The organism is Timaviella obliquedivisa GSE-PSE-MK23-08B, from assembly GCA_019358855.1.
GTDB classification, from domain to species: Bacteria; Cyanobacteriota; Cyanobacteriia; order Elainellales; family Elainellaceae; genus Timaviella; species Timaviella obliquedivisa.
In genome coordinates this window covers 106,524-123,995 of sequence record JAHHII010000002.1, presented here as the reverse complement: position 1 = coordinate 123,995, position 17,472 = coordinate 106,524, and the positions used below count along the sequence as shown (strand labels likewise).

General features: G+C 48.2%; 14 protein-coding genes and 1 tRNA gene. 6 read left to right on the top strand and 9 right to left on the bottom strand.

The genetic code is table 11. From position 1 onward, the window contains the following. Position 1: 1 nt before the first annotated feature. A complete protein-coding gene (locus KME11_04020; GenBank protein ID MBW4514369.1) occupies positions 2-1,222 on the bottom strand; it encodes a DUF790 family protein in 1,221 nt (406 codons plus the stop codon). Beyond that, positions 1,209-2,399 carry a glycosyltransferase family 4 protein gene (locus KME11_04015; GenBank protein ID MBW4514368.1) on the bottom strand — a complete coding sequence of 397 codons (1,191 nt, stop codon included), beginning with the start codon at positions 2,397-2,399 and terminating at the stop codon, positions 1,209-1,211. Before KME11_04015 ends, KME11_04020 begins: the two co-directional genes overlap by 14 nt. A gap of 239 nt (positions 2,400-2,638) precedes the next feature. On the opposite strand from KME11_04015, the gene KME11_04010 reads away from it, so the two are divergent. The 4 genes from KME11_04010 (at position 2,639) to KME11_03995 (ending at position 6,129) form a co-directional block, all read left to right on the top strand. Then, positions 2,639-3,844, top strand: a complete 1,206-nt coding sequence (locus KME11_04010) for a histidine kinase (protein ID MBW4514367.1) — start codon at positions 2,639-2,641, stop codon at positions 3,842-3,844. Positions 3,845-4,013: 169 nt separating this feature from the next. Further along, positions 4,014-4,337, top strand: coding sequence for a DUF3172 domain-containing protein (locus KME11_04005; protein ID MBW4514366.1), 324 nt, complete (start codon positions 4,014-4,016; stop codon positions 4,335-4,337). Between the two features lie 85 nt (positions 4,338-4,422). Beyond that, complete coding sequence (locus tag KME11_04000) at positions 4,423-5,214, top strand: ABC transporter permease (GenBank protein MBW4514365.1); 792 nt, start codon at positions 4,423-4,425, stop codon at positions 5,212-5,214. A 3-nt stretch (positions 5,215-5,217) separates the two neighbouring features. Then, positions 5,218-6,129 carry an ABC transporter ATP-binding protein gene (locus tag KME11_03995; GenBank protein ID MBW4514364.1) on the top strand — a complete coding sequence of 304 codons (912 nt, stop codon included), beginning with the start codon at positions 5,218-5,220 and terminating at the stop codon, positions 6,127-6,129. Positions 6,130-6,366: 237 nt separating this feature from the next. Here KME11_03995 and KME11_03990 read toward each other — a convergent pair whose 3' ends face one another. The 3 genes from KME11_03990 to ppk2 all read right to left on the bottom strand — a co-directional run bounded on the left by KME11_03990 (position 6,367) and on the right by ppk2 (position 10,939). Then, positions 6,367-7,398, bottom strand: a complete 1,032-nt coding sequence (locus tag KME11_03990; GenBank protein MBW4514363.1) for an adenosine deaminase — start codon at positions 7,396-7,398, stop codon at positions 6,367-6,369. Positions 7,399-7,788: 390 nt separating this feature from the next. After that, positions 7,789-9,963: a glutamine synthetase III gene (locus KME11_03985; GenBank protein ID MBW4514362.1), complete on the bottom strand. Its 2,175-nt coding sequence runs from the start codon at positions 9,961-9,963 to the stop codon at positions 7,789-7,791. A gap of 70 nt (positions 9,964-10,033) precedes the next feature. Then, positions 10,034-10,939, bottom strand: a complete 906-nt coding sequence (ppk2, locus tag KME11_03980) for a polyphosphate kinase 2 (GenBank protein ID MBW4514361.1) — start codon at positions 10,937-10,939, stop codon at positions 10,034-10,036. Positions 10,940-11,540: 601 nt separating this feature from the next. Here ppk2 and KME11_03975 point away from each other — a divergent pair. Both KME11_03975 and KME11_03970 read left to right on the top strand, forming a co-directional pair. Next, complete coding sequence (locus KME11_03975; GenBank protein MBW4514360.1) at positions 11,541-11,864, top strand: YnfA family protein; 324 nt, start codon at positions 11,541-11,543, stop codon at positions 11,862-11,864. Between the two features lie 64 nt (positions 11,865-11,928). Beyond that, complete coding sequence (locus KME11_03970; GenBank protein ID MBW4514359.1) at positions 11,929-13,314, top strand: TldD/PmbA family protein; 1,386 nt, start codon at positions 11,929-11,931, stop codon at positions 13,312-13,314. Between the two features lie 261 nt (positions 13,315-13,575). Here KME11_03970 and KME11_03965 read toward each other — a convergent pair. From KME11_03965 to KME11_03950, 4 genes are all read right to left on the bottom strand, one after another. Next, a tRNA-Cys gene (locus tag KME11_03965) sits at positions 13,576-13,647 on the bottom strand. Between the two features lie 39 nt (positions 13,648-13,686). Beyond that, on the bottom strand, positions 13,687-15,312 hold the full coding sequence (locus tag KME11_03960; protein MBW4514358.1) for a 2-isopropylmalate synthase: 1,626 nt from the start codon (positions 15,310-15,312) through the stop codon (positions 13,687-13,689). Between the two features lie 148 nt (positions 15,313-15,460). Then, a complete protein-coding gene (locus KME11_03955; protein MBW4514357.1) occupies positions 15,461-16,108 on the bottom strand; it encodes a response regulator transcription factor in 648 nt (215 codons plus the stop codon). Beyond that, positions 16,105-17,307 carry a sensor histidine kinase gene (locus tag KME11_03950; protein MBW4514356.1) on the bottom strand — a complete coding sequence of 401 codons (1,203 nt, stop codon included), beginning with the start codon at positions 17,305-17,307 and terminating at the stop codon, positions 16,105-16,107. The genes KME11_03955 and KME11_03950 overlap by 4 nt, the downstream gene beginning before the upstream one ends. Between the last annotated feature and the right edge of the window lie 165 nt (positions 17,308-17,472).

Here is a 17,472-nt window from a genome sequence, read left to right as displayed (position 1 = left end):
ATCAATCTTCTAATGCTGCCAACACTGATTTTGGTAATAACTTGTCTTTGAACCAGATGATTTTTGCAGGAGTATCTGCCACTTTCACTCCGGCTTTCTCCAGGTTCAACCGTTCCGAAATTGCCAAAATCAAATTGTCACAGCCCGACTGTCGCACCTGCGAAAACTTTTTACGCAGATATTCGGGTCGCCAATAGCCCACAATTTCTAGTAACACCGATCGCCCGTCCGGATGCACCAACCGAAAGTCAGGAATCATAACGCTGCCTGGAATCGGAATCAGATCGACTTCTCGCTCTAGTACCCAGTCTGTTTTAAGGGCTGCCCACCGATCGGCAAAGGCACTTTCTAGCATACTGTCGTAGGGCTTTCCGGGTGGATAATGGCTGACTAATCCACAGCCCGAGTCGAGGCTAAATCGTCGTGTTTTTTGCTCTTTGGTATAGGGATCTTTAATCTGCAAATCAGCACTGAGGCTCCATTTGGTCACATGCAATAATGCTGGAATCATTTTGGCAATGTCCAACCCATAGCGAGTACTAGGTTTGAACAAACTGCTGGGTCCATCAATGGCGATCGCAAAGCCATGCTCGGCATCGCCCTCAATATATGCCATTAGCCCAAATAGCTTCAGATAGCGAAATAGCAGCTTGTATTCCCCCGGATCATTACGATGGGCATTAATCCGGATTTGACTCGCTTTATAAAAAATGCCCTGCACTTGAGAAAGATTGTAGCGATGCAGGAGTGCTTCTGGAGTGGGCAGATTGAACTGGGTCAGGATGCGGTTCTCAGCAAGATCGGCATAGAGTCCGGTGCGAATTTGATCGGGTGAAACTTCATGGTCAAGTTCTTCACTGAGTTGAAGCGCTAGGCTGGTCAGTGTGGCTGAAGCAGCCTGAGGGATGGGTGGCGAGTGGGCAGACAGGGCAAAAACCCGTTGTCGTAAAATCTGGGGATCAAGGGGGCTAATGATTTCAAAGGTGCTGAAGGTTTCGCTTTTAAGTAGATGTGCTAGCCCGCGTTTAATGCGGTAGTCGGTGCTTTCGCCTTCTAGTTCTTGCAAGAGGCGATCGAGTTCTTTTTGAGGGTTGCCTTGAGATTGCTGAAATAGGTTAATGAGATGAGTGGCGATCGCCAAATTCTTACTATCTAAGCTCAACCGCTTCGGCACCAGTTCCTCGCCATTCGGGCGTGACATTAATAGCTCAGTTGGCAGCACTGGATTTCCCTTGCTCGTGCAGTACCCGACCGTAAATTGCCTCAGTTTGTTGCGCTAGCTTATTCCAACTAAAGCGTGCCTCCAAATCTTTGTAAGCATCTTCAGACCATTGTTTGGCTCGCTCTGGATTTTTCAACATTTCTAAAATGCCCCAGGCGATCGAGTCTGGATTGCCTGTTTGAGTCACGATTCCCGTCTTGCCGTGGCGCACCACTTCAGGCAAACCGCCTGTATCTGAAACCACAACGGGGACACCTACCGCAAAACTTTCCAGTGCCACAATGCCAAAAGGTTCATACAGGCTAGGGAAAACAGAACAGTCGGCGATCGTGCGGAAACGCATCAGGTCATGTTCAGACATAAAGCCTGTGAAATAGCACTTGTGCCAAATGCCTAAATCCCAGGCTTGGCGCTTGAGATGATCGGTGTTGCCTCCCCCAATAATGACAAATTTAACGCGACCCTGCATTTCCCGAAGTACCTGAGGGGCAGCACTCAACAGTAAATCAACGCCTTTCTCATAGGTCATGCGCCCAACGTAGTAAACAATTTTTTCTTGGTCAGCGGCAAAACGACGACGGAATGAAGTGGCATCAAAGTTGAGCAGCGGCGGCTGATCTCGCCGCACGCCGTTGTAAACCACATCAATTTTGTCCCAGGGGCACTGGAAGACTCGCTCTATTTCTAGGCGCATGTAGTTGGTACAAACAATTACCCGCCAGGCTTCATGGGCAAGTGTGGCTTCTTTTTGACTAATGTAGCGGTGAGTGTCAGTGTATAAGCCGTTATAACGACCATATTCTGTCGCGTGAATTGTGGCGACTAGAGGCACGTTAAAGAGATTTTTAAGAGCGATCGCGGCATCAGCTACCAGCCAGTCATGAGCATGAATAATGTCAAAAGGAGCTTCTTCTTGCATAAGCTTGCCCCCATGTTGCCCCATACTGGCATTCATGTTAACGACCCAATGGAAAAAGTCTTGGCTCTCTGCCACAGGCACCCGATGCACATGAATTCCTTCAACTACCTCGTAGTGCGGAGCTAATCCAAACTCCACCGTTAGCAAGTGCACCTCGTTTCCAGTCTGCACTATTTCCGGATATAGCTCTGCCACATGACGAGAAATTCCCCCGACAATTCGGGGTGGAAACTCCCACGCCAGCACCAGAATCTTCATTGCTTTTCCCCTGCCACCTTAATAAATAAGTTTCAACAATATTACATAGCTTGTTGAGCACATCACATCGGCAATGCTTGCTATGGCTCAGAAATGAACTCTTTCTTGCCATTACAAAGTGGGCTTAGTGAGTTTGTCGCATCAGTCTCAGCAAAATCTGTCAAAATAATTAAGAAATTGAGTTTTCTTAAGGGTCTTCCAAACTCTACATAACTCCTTGCCGCTTACAGTAGGTTCAAATGGAGGCACAGTTCCCTCAATTCAAGCGCTCTGAAGCTCCTCTCCAGCTCTTGCTCTTTATTGACAAGCGCCCAAGTTCCAGTGAGAAAATCCGACAGATTCGACAGTTTTTAAAGGAGGCGGCAGCCGATGATACTTATTATGATCTGCAAATCGTTGATGTTGGTGAACAGCCTCACCTAGCAGAGTACTTTAAGTTAATGGCAACGCCCTCTTTAATTCGGATTTATCCAGAGCCTCGCCAAGTTTTGGCAGGCAGCGATTTGGTGGCTCAGCTGGGCAGTTGGTGGGGACGCTGGCAGCGAGTGGTCGATGAGCACTGGTTGGCGCAGGGCGCTCCTAATGCCTACGAAAATACATCTAGCTCTAATATATCTAGCTCTAACAGAGTCCCTTCGATCGCCCATTCTGCTGAACTTCTTCAACTCTCTGACGAAATTTTTCGACTCCATCGAGAAAAAGAAGAGCTTCAGGCACAAGTCCGCTTTAAGGATCAGCTTATTTCCATGCTAGCTCATGATTTGCGCAATCCTCTCACAGCAGTGTCGATCGCCATTGAGACTTTAGAAATAGGCAACAACTCCCGCGACGAAGCAGGCGGCACTCGTCTCAACCCAGCTTTGATGGCCCAAATCATGAAACATGCCCGCACCCAAACCAAAGCCATCGATCGGATGATTACCGATGTTTTGCAAGCGGCAAGGGAAAAAGGTGCAGGCATTAAAATTCAGCCTGAAGAGGTCAACCTGACGGTGCTTTGCTTGGAGGTACTGAATCAATTGAGCGAACAATTCAAAATTAAAGCTCATCACGTGGCGATCGATATTCCTTCAGACTTGCCTAGTGTTTATGCAGACCCTGAGCGCATCAAACAGGTCATGATTAATCTTCTAGACAATGCTGTTAAATACACGCCCGAAAACGGCACCATTCAGATCAGCATTCTGCACCGCACGAGCCAAAAAGTTCAGGTTAGTATTGGCGACGATGGGCCCGGCATTCCTGAAGAAAACCAGCAAAGTATTTTTGAAGACTGCTTTCGCTTGAAGCGAGACGAAGCTAAGGAGGGCTACGGAATTGGGTTAGGACTCTGTAAGCGAGTGGTGCAAGCTCACTATGGTCAAATTTGGGTAGACTCTAGTCCTAATCACGGTAGTTGCTTCCACTTTACTCTCCCTGTTTACTGCGGCGTTCCAATCCCTTAAAGCTGCTGCTTGCGGCTCTTTTGCATAACCCACCTGCAAGGAACTAAACTAAAATAGTCTGAATTTTACAAAGAACTACGCCCAAGCTTTTCAAGACTTCTGACCGTGAAACGTAAACTGCCGAAACCTCCTTCTAGATCTCGCTACTCAGACGATCGCTATTCGGACGATGACTCAGACCACTCCGATCCCTACTCAGACGATCGCGAAGAGCAGCCCAAACCCTGTCCACGTTTCCCAACCTAGAACGCAGCCCGGATGCGTGATTCGGAGTAGCAACTGGAGCATTCTTCAAAGTCGCAATCTGGTGACTTCTGAAGATGTCAATCAATGCAATAACCGCGTGAATACGTTTGGCTTTACGGGCGATATTGAAAAGCGCGATGCAGCCAGCCATCAAATTGATTGCCTTTATCAAAACGACGCTGCTAGTAACTTGTTCTTGCCCCAAACTGGCAATGACAGCATGGCTCCTGAGGTGAATCGGTTTTAGGTTTTGAGTTGGGAGATCTTAAAAGTCGCAAATCTAAAATTCCCCCATCCCCCTAAGATAGAAACGTTAGGCATGGGGGCTTTTCTTGAGTAGCGTCTCTTTTGGTAAATACTGGAACGAAACTTTGGCAGTGGCAGGACGAATTTTAACGGAACTGCTGCGAAGACGGCGATCGTTGATTTCTTGGGCAATTTTCCCTGTCTCAGTCCTTGTTTTGAATGGGCTGATTGTGGCAGAGAAGACGAAGCTGGCGATCGGTGACGCTTTTGAAACAGCAGCTCCAGCAACCTTAATCGGGGCAGCTTTGTTTTTTAGCTGCTTGGGTGGAAGCGTTGCCACCGTCGTTTCTGAACGAGAACAACGAACGCTCAAACGTCTGTTTCTCTCGCCCCTCAGCGGCACGTCTTACTTCTTGGGCATCTTTGTGGCGCATACTTGGATTGGCATTGGTCAAACCTTGATTGTGTATCTAGTTGCTGCGTTAGTTGGGGCGCAATTTAATGGAAGCTTTTGGCTAGGCGCACTAATTATTTTGTTGAGCATTGCCTCCTATGTGGGAGTCGGTTTCATTTTAGGAACTCAGTTTGCTCGCCGCACCGAGGATGTCAATGCTTTAGTCGCTGCGTTTGGTGTACCTCTCCTGATTTTAGGTGGCGTATTTTTACCCGCTTCATTATTTCCAGAAAGCCTGTTGCGTTGGGCAGAATATAACCCGATTTATCATATGAACGAAGCCCTTACAGGCGTATGGGCATCCGGTGAGAGTTTATCTGGAATTGCTCGACATTTTTGGTTTTTGGTGGGCTTTGCGACATTGACGGTTTTGGGTGGATGGCTGTCGTATCGTCGGATGTTGGTTTCAGAAAGGAGGCTATAGCGCTTGCTGCGAATTGAAAAGCTAAACAAGAGGTATGGCGATCGCCTGGTTCTACAAGACCTAGATTTCTCTATTGCAGAAGGTGAAGTGTACGGGTTGTTAGGGCCAAATGGAGCAGGCAAAACAACAACGATTAACATTATTTGCGATTTGCTCAGAGCCGATAGCGGAGCTATTTATATTGAAGGTAAATCTGTTTGCCAAGCCACCAAGAAGCTAATTGGCATTGCTCCTCAAGAGAATCTGCTCTATCAATCTTTGACCTGCCGAGAAAACTTAGACTTTTTTGCCCGGCTCTACGGTCTATCTAAATCTGAAAGAGTCGAGCAAGTTAACAATTGTCTAGAGGCTGTGAATTTAGTTGATCGGGCAAATAGCCCCGTTGAAACCCTTAGCGGTGGAATGCAGCGACGACTGAGTGTGGCGATCGCGCTGGTTCATCAACCCAAGCTTGTGATTCTGGATGAACCCACCACCGGACTCGATATCGAAGCCCGCTATGAACTTTGGGAACTGATTCGCCAACTCAAAAACCAGGGGATCACAACACTGTTAACGACTCATTTGCTAGAAGAAGCCGAGCGATTATGTCAGCGGATAGGCATCCTTAAAGAAGGAAAGCTTTTGGCAGAAGGAACTTTGACCGAGTTGCAGCAACTGATTCCGGCTCAAGAAATCGTCATGGTGCAAACTGAAGATGAAGCAGAGGCGATCGCCCGTGCTCAGCAGCAAGGCTTTACCCCTCGCTACTATGGTCGTGACCTTGCCTTCTGGATACCCAAACACTTAGAGCTAAAAGACATCATTGAGCGATTCGATGGCATTACCCTTAGCTCTATTTCCCGCCAGCCCATTCGCTTAGAACACATCTATGTCGAGGTGACGGGGAGCCAGAGTGATTTTCTAAGGTGCTAGAAAACAATAGGTCGTCAGTACTTTGAGACAGTAAAAAACGCAACTCTACGTTAGAGGATGTCTGAGAAGTCTAGGTTGCTATCCAATCCGCCCCCCAAATCCCCCATTTTGGGGGACTTTGAAGAAGGAGTGGCTCGGAAGTCCCCCAAAATGGGGGGTTGGGGGGCGAGTGTAAGAATCTTTGATACTTCTCAGACATCCTCTTATGGAGAATTGCGTCCTACAGAATAATAGAAATTATCGAACCAGGGCTAAGTCAGCTGCTAGAATGCTGTTTAAAATTGATGCCGGATGCTGTTGATGTTTCCAGGCGAAAGCGTGCCGGAAAGCAGCGTCCTGACAAGCTTGCAACTGCTCAAAGCTAATGATGTCATAAGTGAGCAGGTTCTCATACTCAAAGGGCAGCCGCACATTGTGAAGTCCAGCGTTGTCAGTGCAAATGGCGATATCAACTCCGGCTTCAAAGCAGCGATCGAACACTACTTTAAGCTGCTGGATATCCTTGAGCGTTCCGGTTTTGAGGTAGGTCGTGGGGCAAACTTCCAAACACTGTCCCCGAGATGCCAAGTCGCTCAGCAGTTCGGGGTGCAAGATTGGAATTTGAATGCCATGCCCAATTCTCATTAGGTACGGCAACAGTTCGGGGTAGCAGCCAGCGGTGGTTTCGTAGACGTGTCCTGTGGTATTGACGTTCAGCGATCGCGCGTAAGCATATAGCTCAACAAATTCATCAAGGCGATCGCGGTAATGTCCGTCACCTCCGGCTAGATCGATCGCACAGACGTAATGCTTCATCTGCGCTGCCAAGTCTACAATGGCGCGGTTCACCTCGTAGGGTAAGCGCGAGTGCATACAAAGAATTTGGCTGGTCACAATGGGGTATTCGCCCACTTGACTGGCCTTACCGACCACATCGACAATATCTGCCATGCGATCGATGCGCTCGGTTTGGGTGAGATCGCTGGAAGTTCGTAAATAAGGCGTGTACCGAAGTTCGAGATATGCCAGGTTCTCAAAGACGTATGCGCCTCGCATTAAGCGATAGATAAAGTAGGGAAGAGAGGCTTCGGTTTGCACTTTTTCTACAAGGGTATGTAGCTCTAAATATTCGTCTAAGGTGTTACGAGGGCGGGTGAAAAAGGTTTCAAACTGGTCGTAGGTTGCAAAAGGTTCAGCTAAATCGCTGCGGTTGCGCTCAAAGTAGCGCCACAGGACGCGCGGCACAACCGAACCTCCAAGATGGCGATGAAGTTCTGCGTATAAAGCCACAGGAAAATCTCCTATAAATTAGTAAAGTATGAGTCGTTGAGGGGCTGACTACAGTAGACGCTTTTGGGTTAGAGGTTGTCTGAAAAGTGAGAAGCGTGACTCGAGCCGCCCCCTAAATTCCCCAAAATTGGGGGACTTTGAACAGAAAGTGGCTCAAAAGTCTCCCAAAATTGGGGATTTGAGGGGCGAATGCAGAACATTTGATACTTTTCAACCATCCTCTTAAAGGATTCGTAGCAATATTCAATGATTAGCAATCGTACTAATGCTCAGAATTTAGTTTATTTAATATAACTTAACTAACCGAGAGATGTGTGTTAGCAAAAAGGAGCGATCGCCCTCCAGAGCGATCACTCCTCTTTAAATCATTGGTTAACTAAATCAATTTCATTACTTAATGAACAACATTTCCTGATACTTAGGCAAGGGCCATAGATCATCTGCCACATCGTCTTCCAGAGTGTCTGCGTGCTCCCGAACTTGATCCATTAAAGGACGAAGCGTCTTTGCACAGTGCTGCATGTGGTCTTCAACGGTAGCAAAGTCGTGCTTGCTCATTGCATCACTCAGCTTGCTCACACTATCCATCATGAGCTTGGTTGTCGAAGCGACATGTTCGACGACTTCCGCCTCAAATGAAACGCCAATCTCCTTTAAGTTGGCGATCGTGCTGGCGAGTTCAGAGAGATAGCGAGCAGCAACGGGGTAGATAGAAGTTTTTGCCATGGTGACCACTAGCTTGGCTTCCATCTCAATTACCTGAATGTACTGCTCCGCATAGACCTCAAAGCGGCTTTCCAGTTCAGTTGCAGACAGCACACCTGTTTTTTCAAACAGTTCCTCAATGTACTTCTCTTTCAAAATTGGCAAAGCATCGGCTGTCGTTGGCAAGTTTAACAAGCCCCGTTCCTCAACCGCCATTTTGTGCCACGCATCAGAGTAGCCATTGCCGCCAAAAACGACTGCGCTATGGTCATTCATGACCTCTTTCAGCACGATGTAGGTCGCAGCTTCTAGGGAAGTCCCCTTCGCCAACTCAGCTTCTAATGCGTCTGCAATCCAGGTGAGAGAGTCGGTGAGAATGGTGTTCATTGCCACAAGCGGCCCAGAGACAGACTGGTTGGAACCGACTGCCCGGAACTCAAAGCGGTTGCCTGTGAACGCAAAAGGTGAGGTGCGGTTGCGATCGCCCGGATCTTTAGGAAACTCAGGTAGGGTCAGCACACCCAAATCCATGACTCCCGCATGGGCAGAGCTTTGCACATCTCCTTTTTTAATCTGCTCAAACACATCCTCCAACTGTGTGCCCAGATAAACCGAAATGATTGCTGGGGGCGCTTCGTTGGCACCCAATCGGTGATCATTGCTAGCAGTTGCAACGACTGCTCGAAGGAGAGGCCCATACTTGTGAACACCCCGGATAACAGCACCGCAGAAGAGCAAAAATTGTAGGTTGCTGTGAGGCGTATCACCCGGATCAAGGAGATTACCTTGGGTCGCATTGCCTACCGACCAGTTAACGTGCTTACCTGAACCGTTGATGCCAGCGAAAGGTTTTTCATGCAGTAAACACACAAATCCATGCTTCTTCGCCATGCTTCTGAGAATGGTCATGGTCATTTGTTGGTGATCACTGGCAACGTTTGCGGCTTCAAAGAAGGGAGCAAGTTCAAACTGACCGGGAGCCACTTCGTTATGGCGAGTTTTCGCTGGAATGCCCAGCCGATACATTTTTTCCTCTACATCTTGCATGAAGACCTGAACACGCTCTGGAATGGCTCCAAAGTAGTGATCGTCAAACTGTTGACCTTTTGCCGCAGGTCGTCCAAACAATGTTCTGCCTGTCAGCATTAAGTCGGGGCGGCTGTGAGCAAAGTGAGCATCGACTAAGAAATATTCTTGCTCTGCGCCACAGCTAGAGTTAACTGGTGCCACGTCAGAATGTCCCAATAGCTTGAGTAAGCGCGTCGCGGCTTTGCTCATTGCTGCGTTGGAACGGAGTAACGGCGTTTTTTTGTCCAGCGCTTCCCCTGTCCAGGAAATGAATACGGTAGGAATGCAAAGGGTCACGCCGTTATCTGTTTCCATCACGTAAGCAGGACTAGTGACATCCCAAGCCGTGTAGCCTCGTGCTTCAAAAGTGGAACGAATGCCGCCGTTGGGGAAGGATGAGCCATCGGGTTCACCTTGCACCAAAACCTTGCCTGTAAACTCGGTTAAGACTGAGCCATCGCTTTGCACCGAGATAAAGCCGTCGTGCTTTTCTGCGGTGATGTTGGTCATGGGATAAAAAACGTGGGCGTAATATAGTGCGCCTTTGGAAATTGCCCAATCTTTCATTGCTGCGGCAACAGTACCCGCTACAGACACGTCGAGTTTACCGCCTATCTGAATGGTTTTTCTAACAGATTTGAACACATCTTTAGGCAGACAAGTCTGCATTTTGTTCAACGTAAAAACGTCGGCTGCCCAAAGTTCTTCCAGGCGGCTGGGGGTTTTGGGCGGTAGCTTTTCGCGATCGGTGATTTGACAAATAGCTTGGAAGCGGAGTTCATTACCACTCATGGTTGTTTTTCCTTTGAAAGTTTGTTTTGAGTCGGGGTGGAAGGTGAAACTGCTGGAGCAATTCCTGTGATTAGTAGACCTGGGGAACAAAGAACTGTTCATTGCGCGGTGGGCGCACGTAGTCGTGGGCGTGCTTGCGGGGTGGTAATTCTAGCGGGTCTGGGGTCATGTCGATGTAGGGAACCTTGCTAATAAAGTGACTGATGCAGTTGAGACGGGCGCGTTTTTTGTCGTCTGCCTCGACTGTAAACCAGGGCGCTTCGGGGATGTTGGTGTGTGAGAACATAACATCTTTTGCTTGAGAATATTCCACCCAGCGATCGCGCGATTCTAAATCCATGGGACTTAGCTTCCAGCGTCGTGCCGGATCGGTGGTGCGAGACTGGAAGCGCCGCTCTTGCTCTTCGTCGCTAACCGAGAACCAATACTTGAGAAGAATGATGCCTGACCTGACGAGCATTCGCTCAAATTCTGGACAGGTTTGCATGAATTCTTGGTATTGTTCGTCGGTGCAAAAGCCCATCACGCGCTCTACTCCAGCACGGTTATACCAACTGCGATCGAAGCAAACGATCTCGCCCGCTGCGGGGAGATGAGGGACATAGCGCTGAAAATACCATTCAGTCTTTTCCCGATCGCTTGGTGTACCTAGTGCCACGACTCGACAGCCGCGCGGATTTAGGGGTTCAGTAATGCGCTTAATTGTGCCGCCTTTGCCTGCGGCATCACGCCCTTCAAATAAAATGACAATTCGAGTGCCCGTATGCTTTGCCCAATACTGCATTTTCACCAGTTCTACTTGCAGGCGAGCAAGTTCTTTTTCGTACTCTTTACTAGAGAGCTTAGACTTGCTTTCCCGCTCAGAGGCAAGTAGATAGGTCTTCTGCTGCGAGGCAGCAACAGGCTTAACCTTTTTCAGCTTCTTGTCTTTTTTTGCCTTCTTCTTGCTCTTCTTGGTGGGGGTAACTAGTTCCAAATCAGGATGCTCTGTGACGACCGTTGCCGAGCGCCCGTTGAAAGTTTCCTGGTTGACAATTTCTTCGGTTTCCATCGTGTTTCTCCCATGAATGAGAAAGTTAGAGGCAAAATAGCGGCAGATAATACAAACAAATACTGAGCAAAAAATAATAAAAATAATAATTTTAAGGAGTCATTATTTTAAAGAGTCATTAAGTGGAGAACTTATGCTGACATGAACGACAGCAATTAAGGATCGCCCTAACCATTGGCAATATTCTCAGAACATTGGGCTTAAGGACATTGAGCTTAAGAGATAAATGCAACGCTGAAACTATCTAGAACGCTTGTTACAAGCAATTTTTACTTTTTTAAAGGTCTTTTGCGATCGCTTTAATAGTATGGATTGAAAACCCAAGCGTTTGTATTCAAAAATACTAAATCCAACAAGAGCAGGATATATCTTCTACCCTTCAGTACTTCAGACAACAATCTAGAGATAGATTTGCGTGTGTAGTACAGGCTAAAAAACACAGGCTGAAAATAATTTACCTTGAAAGATGTGTGGTTATAGTGTAGAAAAATGCAATGAAAAAGTCGAGTAATTCTTAAAAGAAATAATGATTCAATCTCTTTTGCTTTTTGTATTGTCTGGACTGTGCGAAATTGGTGGCGGCTACTTGTTTTGGTTATGGCTACGCGAGGGAAAAAGCGTTTGGCTTGCCGTTATTGGAGTCATCATTTTAGCGATTTACGGCGTTGTGCCAACGCTACAACCTGTTAGTTTTGGGCGAGCTTATGCAGCTTATGGCGGCGTTTTTGTCGTTCTGTCGATTTTTTGGGGTTGGCTAGTCGATCGCGTTGCTCCAGATAAATACGACTGGCTGGGAGGATGGATTGCGCTATTAGGCGTTTTGGTGATTATGTACGCGCCTCGAACTTAAAGTTTGAAAGATAAAATAACCTCTAAACTGGTAGAAGAGTCTTAATCAATTGAGGGAGCGGCGAGTGGTAACATCTATTTCTTTACAAGATCGGCTACTCGATGCGATCGCTCCTTACCGCGATCGCGTTGACTATTTAGAAATTCGCTTAGAGCAAAGTGAATCCACTACCATTGCTTACCGAGGCGCACAGCTTGATGCAGTCGATCGCAGCTTGTCTTTAGTGGGCGGTGTGCGGGCTTGTCACAGAGGGGGCTGGAGCTTTGTCACGTTTAATGGCTTGGCAGATTTGAAAGGGCGAATTGAAGAGGCGATCGCCCAAGCCCAATTAATTGGCAAAGAAATAACCCAGTTGGCAGACGTGGCAGCTATTCAAGATTACGTGTCGGTAAACTTGGGCAAAGATCCGAGAGGCGTTTCGTTAGACGCTAAACGCAAGCTCATGGAAGAGTACAATCAACTGCTGTTAGAGTTTGATCCTCGTATTCAAACCACCATTGCCAGCTACCGCGATCGCTTTGGCACCACCTATTTTGTTAATTCATTAGGAGCCTGCATCGCCCAAGAACGACTAGATATCAATGGCGGCTTTAGTGTAGTAGCAAGGGGCGAAGGTAACGTTGTGCGTCAGGGCTTTGAGTCCATCCATTCTCGCTCAGATTATGATGTACTAGAAGGCATTGAAGACCGAGTCAAAAGTGCCGCCCAGCGAGCAGTCGGGCAACTCGAAGCTATTCCGGTCAAAGGCGGACAGCACACAGTTGTTCTGGATCCTTACCTCGCAGGCGTGTTCATTCATGAGGCATTTGGGCATCTTTCTGAAGCCGATTTTGTCTACGAAAACCCACGAATGCAAGAGCTACTAGTATTGGGCAAGCAAATTGCGATTCCTCAGCTTAATGTGGTGGATGATGGCACGTTGCCGGGTCTGCCGGGTTCTTTAACCTATGACGATGAAGGCGTTCCGGCGCAGCGCAAGTATTTAATTAAAGACGGTATTCTAAACCAACGCCTTCACAACCGCGAAACGGCAGGTAAGCTGGGTGAGGCTCCGACAGGCAACGCTCGTGCCCTGAGCGCCATGTATCCGCCGATTGTACGCATGACGAATACGGGAATTGAGAGCGGCGATCGCACCTTTGAAGAAATGATTAGCGATATCGAAGAAGGCGTTTACGCAGTGCGAATGCTGGGCGGACAAACCAATGGTGAAATGTTTACTTTTGCTGCTGCCGAAGGCTACATGATTCGCAATGGAAAAATTGCTGAACCTGTTAGCGATGTAACCTTGAGTGGCAATGTTTTTCAGACCTTGAAGGATGTTGAGGCGATCGGCAATGACTCTGTTTACAAAAATGGCGGTTGTGGCAAGGGCGGACAGTCTCCCCTACCTGTTAGCGTTGGTGGTCCTCACGTCCGCATCAAAAACGTTGTAGTCGGTGGGCGTTAGGCTTTAAGAGGATGTCTGAGAAGTATCAAGGATTCTTACACTCGCCCCCCAACCCTCCATTCTGGGGGACTTCCGCACGAGTCTTCCTTCAAAGTCCCCCAGAATGGGGGATTTAGGGGGCGGATCGGATAACAATCTAGACTTCTCAGAAATCCTCTAAGAAGCGCGATGCGGAAAGAGAGTCTATTCAGGAGGTCGATGTTGATGGTCAATACATTACCAGCCCCACGAAATCTGGTGACTGATGACTGACAGAACAAAAGGCGGCACCCAGATTCGAACTGGGGGATGGAGGTTTTGCAGACCTCTGCCTTACCACTTGGCTATGCCGCCACTCCCCAGAATTTTATCACAAATAGCGATCGCCACACATTACATCACGGGCTGAGCCTCGCCATGCTGCGGATGAATTGGAGTTTTTCCCTGCTGAATCGTTGCATAGAGGCGATTGAGCGCATTGATATAAGCTTGAGCCGAGGCAACAATAATATCGGTATTAGCGCCGTGTCCTGAAAAGAATCGGTCTTCATGGCGAATCCGAATGGTGACTTCGCCTAGGGCATCAATGCCTTCGGTAACCGACTGGACTGAAAATTCAATCAATTGATTCGGGATGTCAATGACACGATTGATGGCGCGGTAGATGGCATCGACAGGGCCCGTCCCGATCGCTGCATCCGTTAATTCTTCGCCATTGGGGGTGCGAATGGTAACGGTTGCAGTGGGGCGGGCATGGTCGCCGCAGGAAACCTGAATATGTTCTAGGCGGAAGATTTCGGGGGCTTGCTGGGTTTCGTCGTTGACGATCGCTTCTAGATCCCAATCGGTCAGATCCTTCTTCTTATCTGCCATGTCTTTGAACCGCAGAAACGCCCGATTTAGCTCTTGATCTGCCAAGTCGAAGCCTAGCTCTTTCAGGCGAGTTCGGAAGGCGTTGCGTCCGGAGTGCTTGCCTAACACGATTTGGTTGTCGGTCAACCCAATGGACTGGGCATCCATGATTTCGTAGGTGAGCTTGTGTTTGAGCACGCCGTCTTGGTGAATGCCAGATTCGTGAGCAAAGGCGTTTGCCCCGACGATCGCCTTATTGGGCTGTACAAGCATTCCGGTGAGGTTTGACACGAGCCGTGAGGTTTTGTAAAGCTGACGGGTATCAATGCGTGTTAAAGGCTCTTCGGACTCTGTAGAGCGACCGAGGAAAGGGTTGAAATACTGCCGCCGCACGTGGAGCGCCATGACTAACTCTTCTAATGCGGCATTGCCAGCGCGTTCGCCAATACCGTTAATGGTGCATTCTAGCTGGCGAGCACCATGCTTGACGGCTTCTAGGAAGTTGGCGACTGCTAAGCCCAAATCGTTGTGACCATGAACAGAGAGAATGGCTTGGTTGATATTGGGGACGTTCTCTTTGATGCCTTTAATAATGGCTCCAAACTCGGCAGGAGTGGTATAGCCGACGGTATCAGGAATATTGATGGTGGTGGCTCCAGCAGCGATCGCCCGTTCTAGCACTTGGTACAAAAACTCAGGCTCAGAGCGTCCGGCATCTTCGGGGGAAAACTCGACATCCTCTACAAAAGTTTTGGCATACGCCACCATTTCAGGGGCAATTTCTAGAACTTCTGCTCGCGTTTTTCTGAGCTTGTATTCTAAGTGAATATCGGAGGTAGCGAGGAAAGTGTGGATGCGAGGATGCGTAGCGGGTTTGAGGGCTTCGGCAGCGGTTTTGATGTCTTGCTGGGTGGCTCTAGCCAAGCCGCAGATGATCGGGCTCTCGTCGTTGCCGCCGACGGTTTGGGCAATTTTACTAACGGCTTCAAAGTCGCCGGGGCTGGCGAAGGGGAAGCCTGCTTCGATTACGTCTACACCCAGCCGAGTCAGTTGACGGGCGATCGTTAGTTTTTCTTCCACATTTAGGGTTGCCCCGGGAGACTGTTCGCCATCGCGGAGAGTGGTGTCAAAAATAATGACGCGATCGGGCTGAGATTGAATATCCATAGGGTGTAGGGTGCAGTTGAGTAAAAGGCGATTGCCAGTCGGAATCTTGTCTATTTGCCATTGTAAAGCTTGAGACGGGTGTTTGTTCGACCGTTAAAGATTTTGGCGATCGTTCAGATGGAGATAGTGGCGCGATCGATCGTGCTGCTTAAGTTCTTGCAATTAACGAATGAGCATAAATTGCTAACTGCGATCGGTTTCGTAGATTCAAGCGGTTTAGCAAATGGGTCACATGGGTTTTCACGGTTCCCTCTGAAATGAAAAGCTGCTGGGCAATTTCTCGGTTTGTCGCCCCGGCACTAATTAATTGCAAGACCTGCTGTTCACGAGGCGTAAGTTGGGTCAATACGGCTGATTCTGTTTTTGGGGCGATCGGGGCAGATGAGAATCCTGAAATTAGCTTTTCCATTAAACCAGGAGCCAGTTGAGTGTAGCCTAAATGCACAAATCGAATTGCCTGGGCTAGCTCCTCCGATGGCATGTCTTTGAGCAGGTATCCCTTCGCGCCTGCTCGCATTGCGTCTGCAATATACTGATCATCATCAAACGTGCTTAACACTAAAACTTTTACCTGATGATATTGCTGTGTAATCGTGCGCGTTGCCTCTCGTCCATCCATGATTGGCATTCGCACATCCATCAACACTACATCCGGCTGCAATGCTGCCACTTGCTCGATCGCCACTGCCCCATTGTTGGCAATGCCAACCACTTCCAGGTCAGGTTCTAGCGATAACATTGCCTTTAATCCTTGACAGATTAAGTTTTGATCATCTACCAGCAGCAGACGAATCATCGTAATGCCTCTTGCAGGGGTAATTCCACCACAATACAACAACCTGTCTGCGGTTCTGTCTCTACTCGGAAGCTGCCATGCAGGGCAACGATTCGTTCTTGCATACTGTGTAGCCCAAACCCACCTAATTTTGCCTGTGGCTGGAAACCACATCCATTATCACGGATGCTCAAGTAGATGCGATCGGTCGCTTGCCGCAAATTAAGCTGTACAGAAGTTGCTTCAGCATGTTTACAAATATTTGTAAGCGCCTCTTGCACGACTCGATAAATTGTCTTTGCCATGGGAGCAGGAAGAACCGTTTGCAGATCTATTTTGGTTAAAACCTCAATTCCTGTACTTTGACTAAATTCTCTGACTAGAGCCGCGATCGCCTGTTCTAATGGTTCCTCTGCTACAGCATCTGCCCTCAACGCATGTACCGACTGCCGCACCTCCTGCATAGCAACTTTACCCAGTCGTTGCGCTTGTTCCAAAAACGGTTTCGCTTTGATTGGGTCATGCTGCCAAAGCTTCAGAGCCGTTTGCACCTGCACATTCAAAGTTGTCAGAGCGTGACCTAGCGAATCATGAATTTCTCGCGCAATGCGGTTACGTTCTTGAACAGCCGCCAAATCTTCAATTTGCAAAGCATATTCCCGCAACTGTTCATGTGCCAATGACAATTGTTCCTGTGCTTTCCGCTCTGCTAACAGCGTACTGACTAACTGCGACACGAAAAACAGACCTAGCCCAAACATCAACACTTCCGCGACCTGATGCATCCAAATTTGCTGCTGTTGAGCATTGGATAATAAAAGCGGCATAATTGTCTGAAGATACTGAGCCTGATGCACCAGAAACAGCGTGAGTGACAGACCTGCCACAACCCACCGACCTGGTGGTTCAAATAAGAAACAGCTACGAATTAGCACAATCAGATACAGCGTGGGCAAGATATGCAGATAACCCAAGGTTGTGCCGTAGAAAATCAGACCCATTTCGATCGCGGTATACAGATAGCGAAATGGTGTTTTACCGTTGGGCAACATCCATCCCATCAGTCCTAGAGACACCAAAATGAGAATGTGCTGCACAGGAATGCTCCGAAGCTCCCAGCCTTCAAATGCCGCCATAGCGCCGCAGCTAGCGAGCATTAGCCATTCAGTGTAAAGCAGAAAGCGAAAGGGTTGAGGTTGCGTTTTTAGGGAAAGCATCATAGTACAAAAGTTAGCAAGCTCTATTCTTAATAAGTACAGCGAATTGAGCCAGAATTCTCACAATCGACGCAATTTTATAACTTTCGTTGAGGCTCACCCGTTAGAGGTACGACTAAAGTTAGAGGCAAAAGGCTGAGTCAGTGTACGATCGCTGAGTTCAGGTCA

Bases quoted from the DNA above. Each gene is read 5' to 3' on its own strand.
- KME11_03960 (MBW4514358.1), bottom strand. From the start codon at position 15,312: ATGGATATTCAATCTCAGCCCGATCGCGTCATTATTTTTGACACCACT.
- KME11_03955 (MBW4514357.1), bottom strand. From the start codon at position 16,108: ATGATTCGTCTGCTGCTGGTAGATGATCAAAACTTAATCTGTCAAGGA.
- KME11_03975 (MBW4514360.1), top strand. From the start codon at position 11,541: ATGATTCAATCTCTTTTGCTTTTTGTATTGTCTGGACTGTGCGAAATT.
- KME11_03950 (MBW4514356.1), bottom strand. From the start codon at position 17,307: ATGATGCTTTCCCTAAAAACGCAACCTCAACCCTTTCGCTTTCTGCTT.
- KME11_04015 (MBW4514368.1), bottom strand. From the start codon at position 2,399: ATGAAGATTCTGGTGCTGGCGTGGGAGTTTCCACCCCGAATTGTCGGG.
- KME11_04005 (MBW4514366.1), top strand. From the start codon at position 4,014: ATGACTCAGACCACTCCGATCCCTACTCAGACGATCGCGAAGAGCAGC.
- KME11_04010 (MBW4514367.1), top strand. From the start codon at position 2,639: ATGGAGGCACAGTTCCCTCAATTCAAGCGCTCTGAAGCTCCTCTCCAG.
- KME11_03985 (MBW4514362.1), bottom strand. From the start codon at position 9,963: ATGAGTGGTAATGAACTCCGCTTCCAAGCTATTTGTCAAATCACCGAT.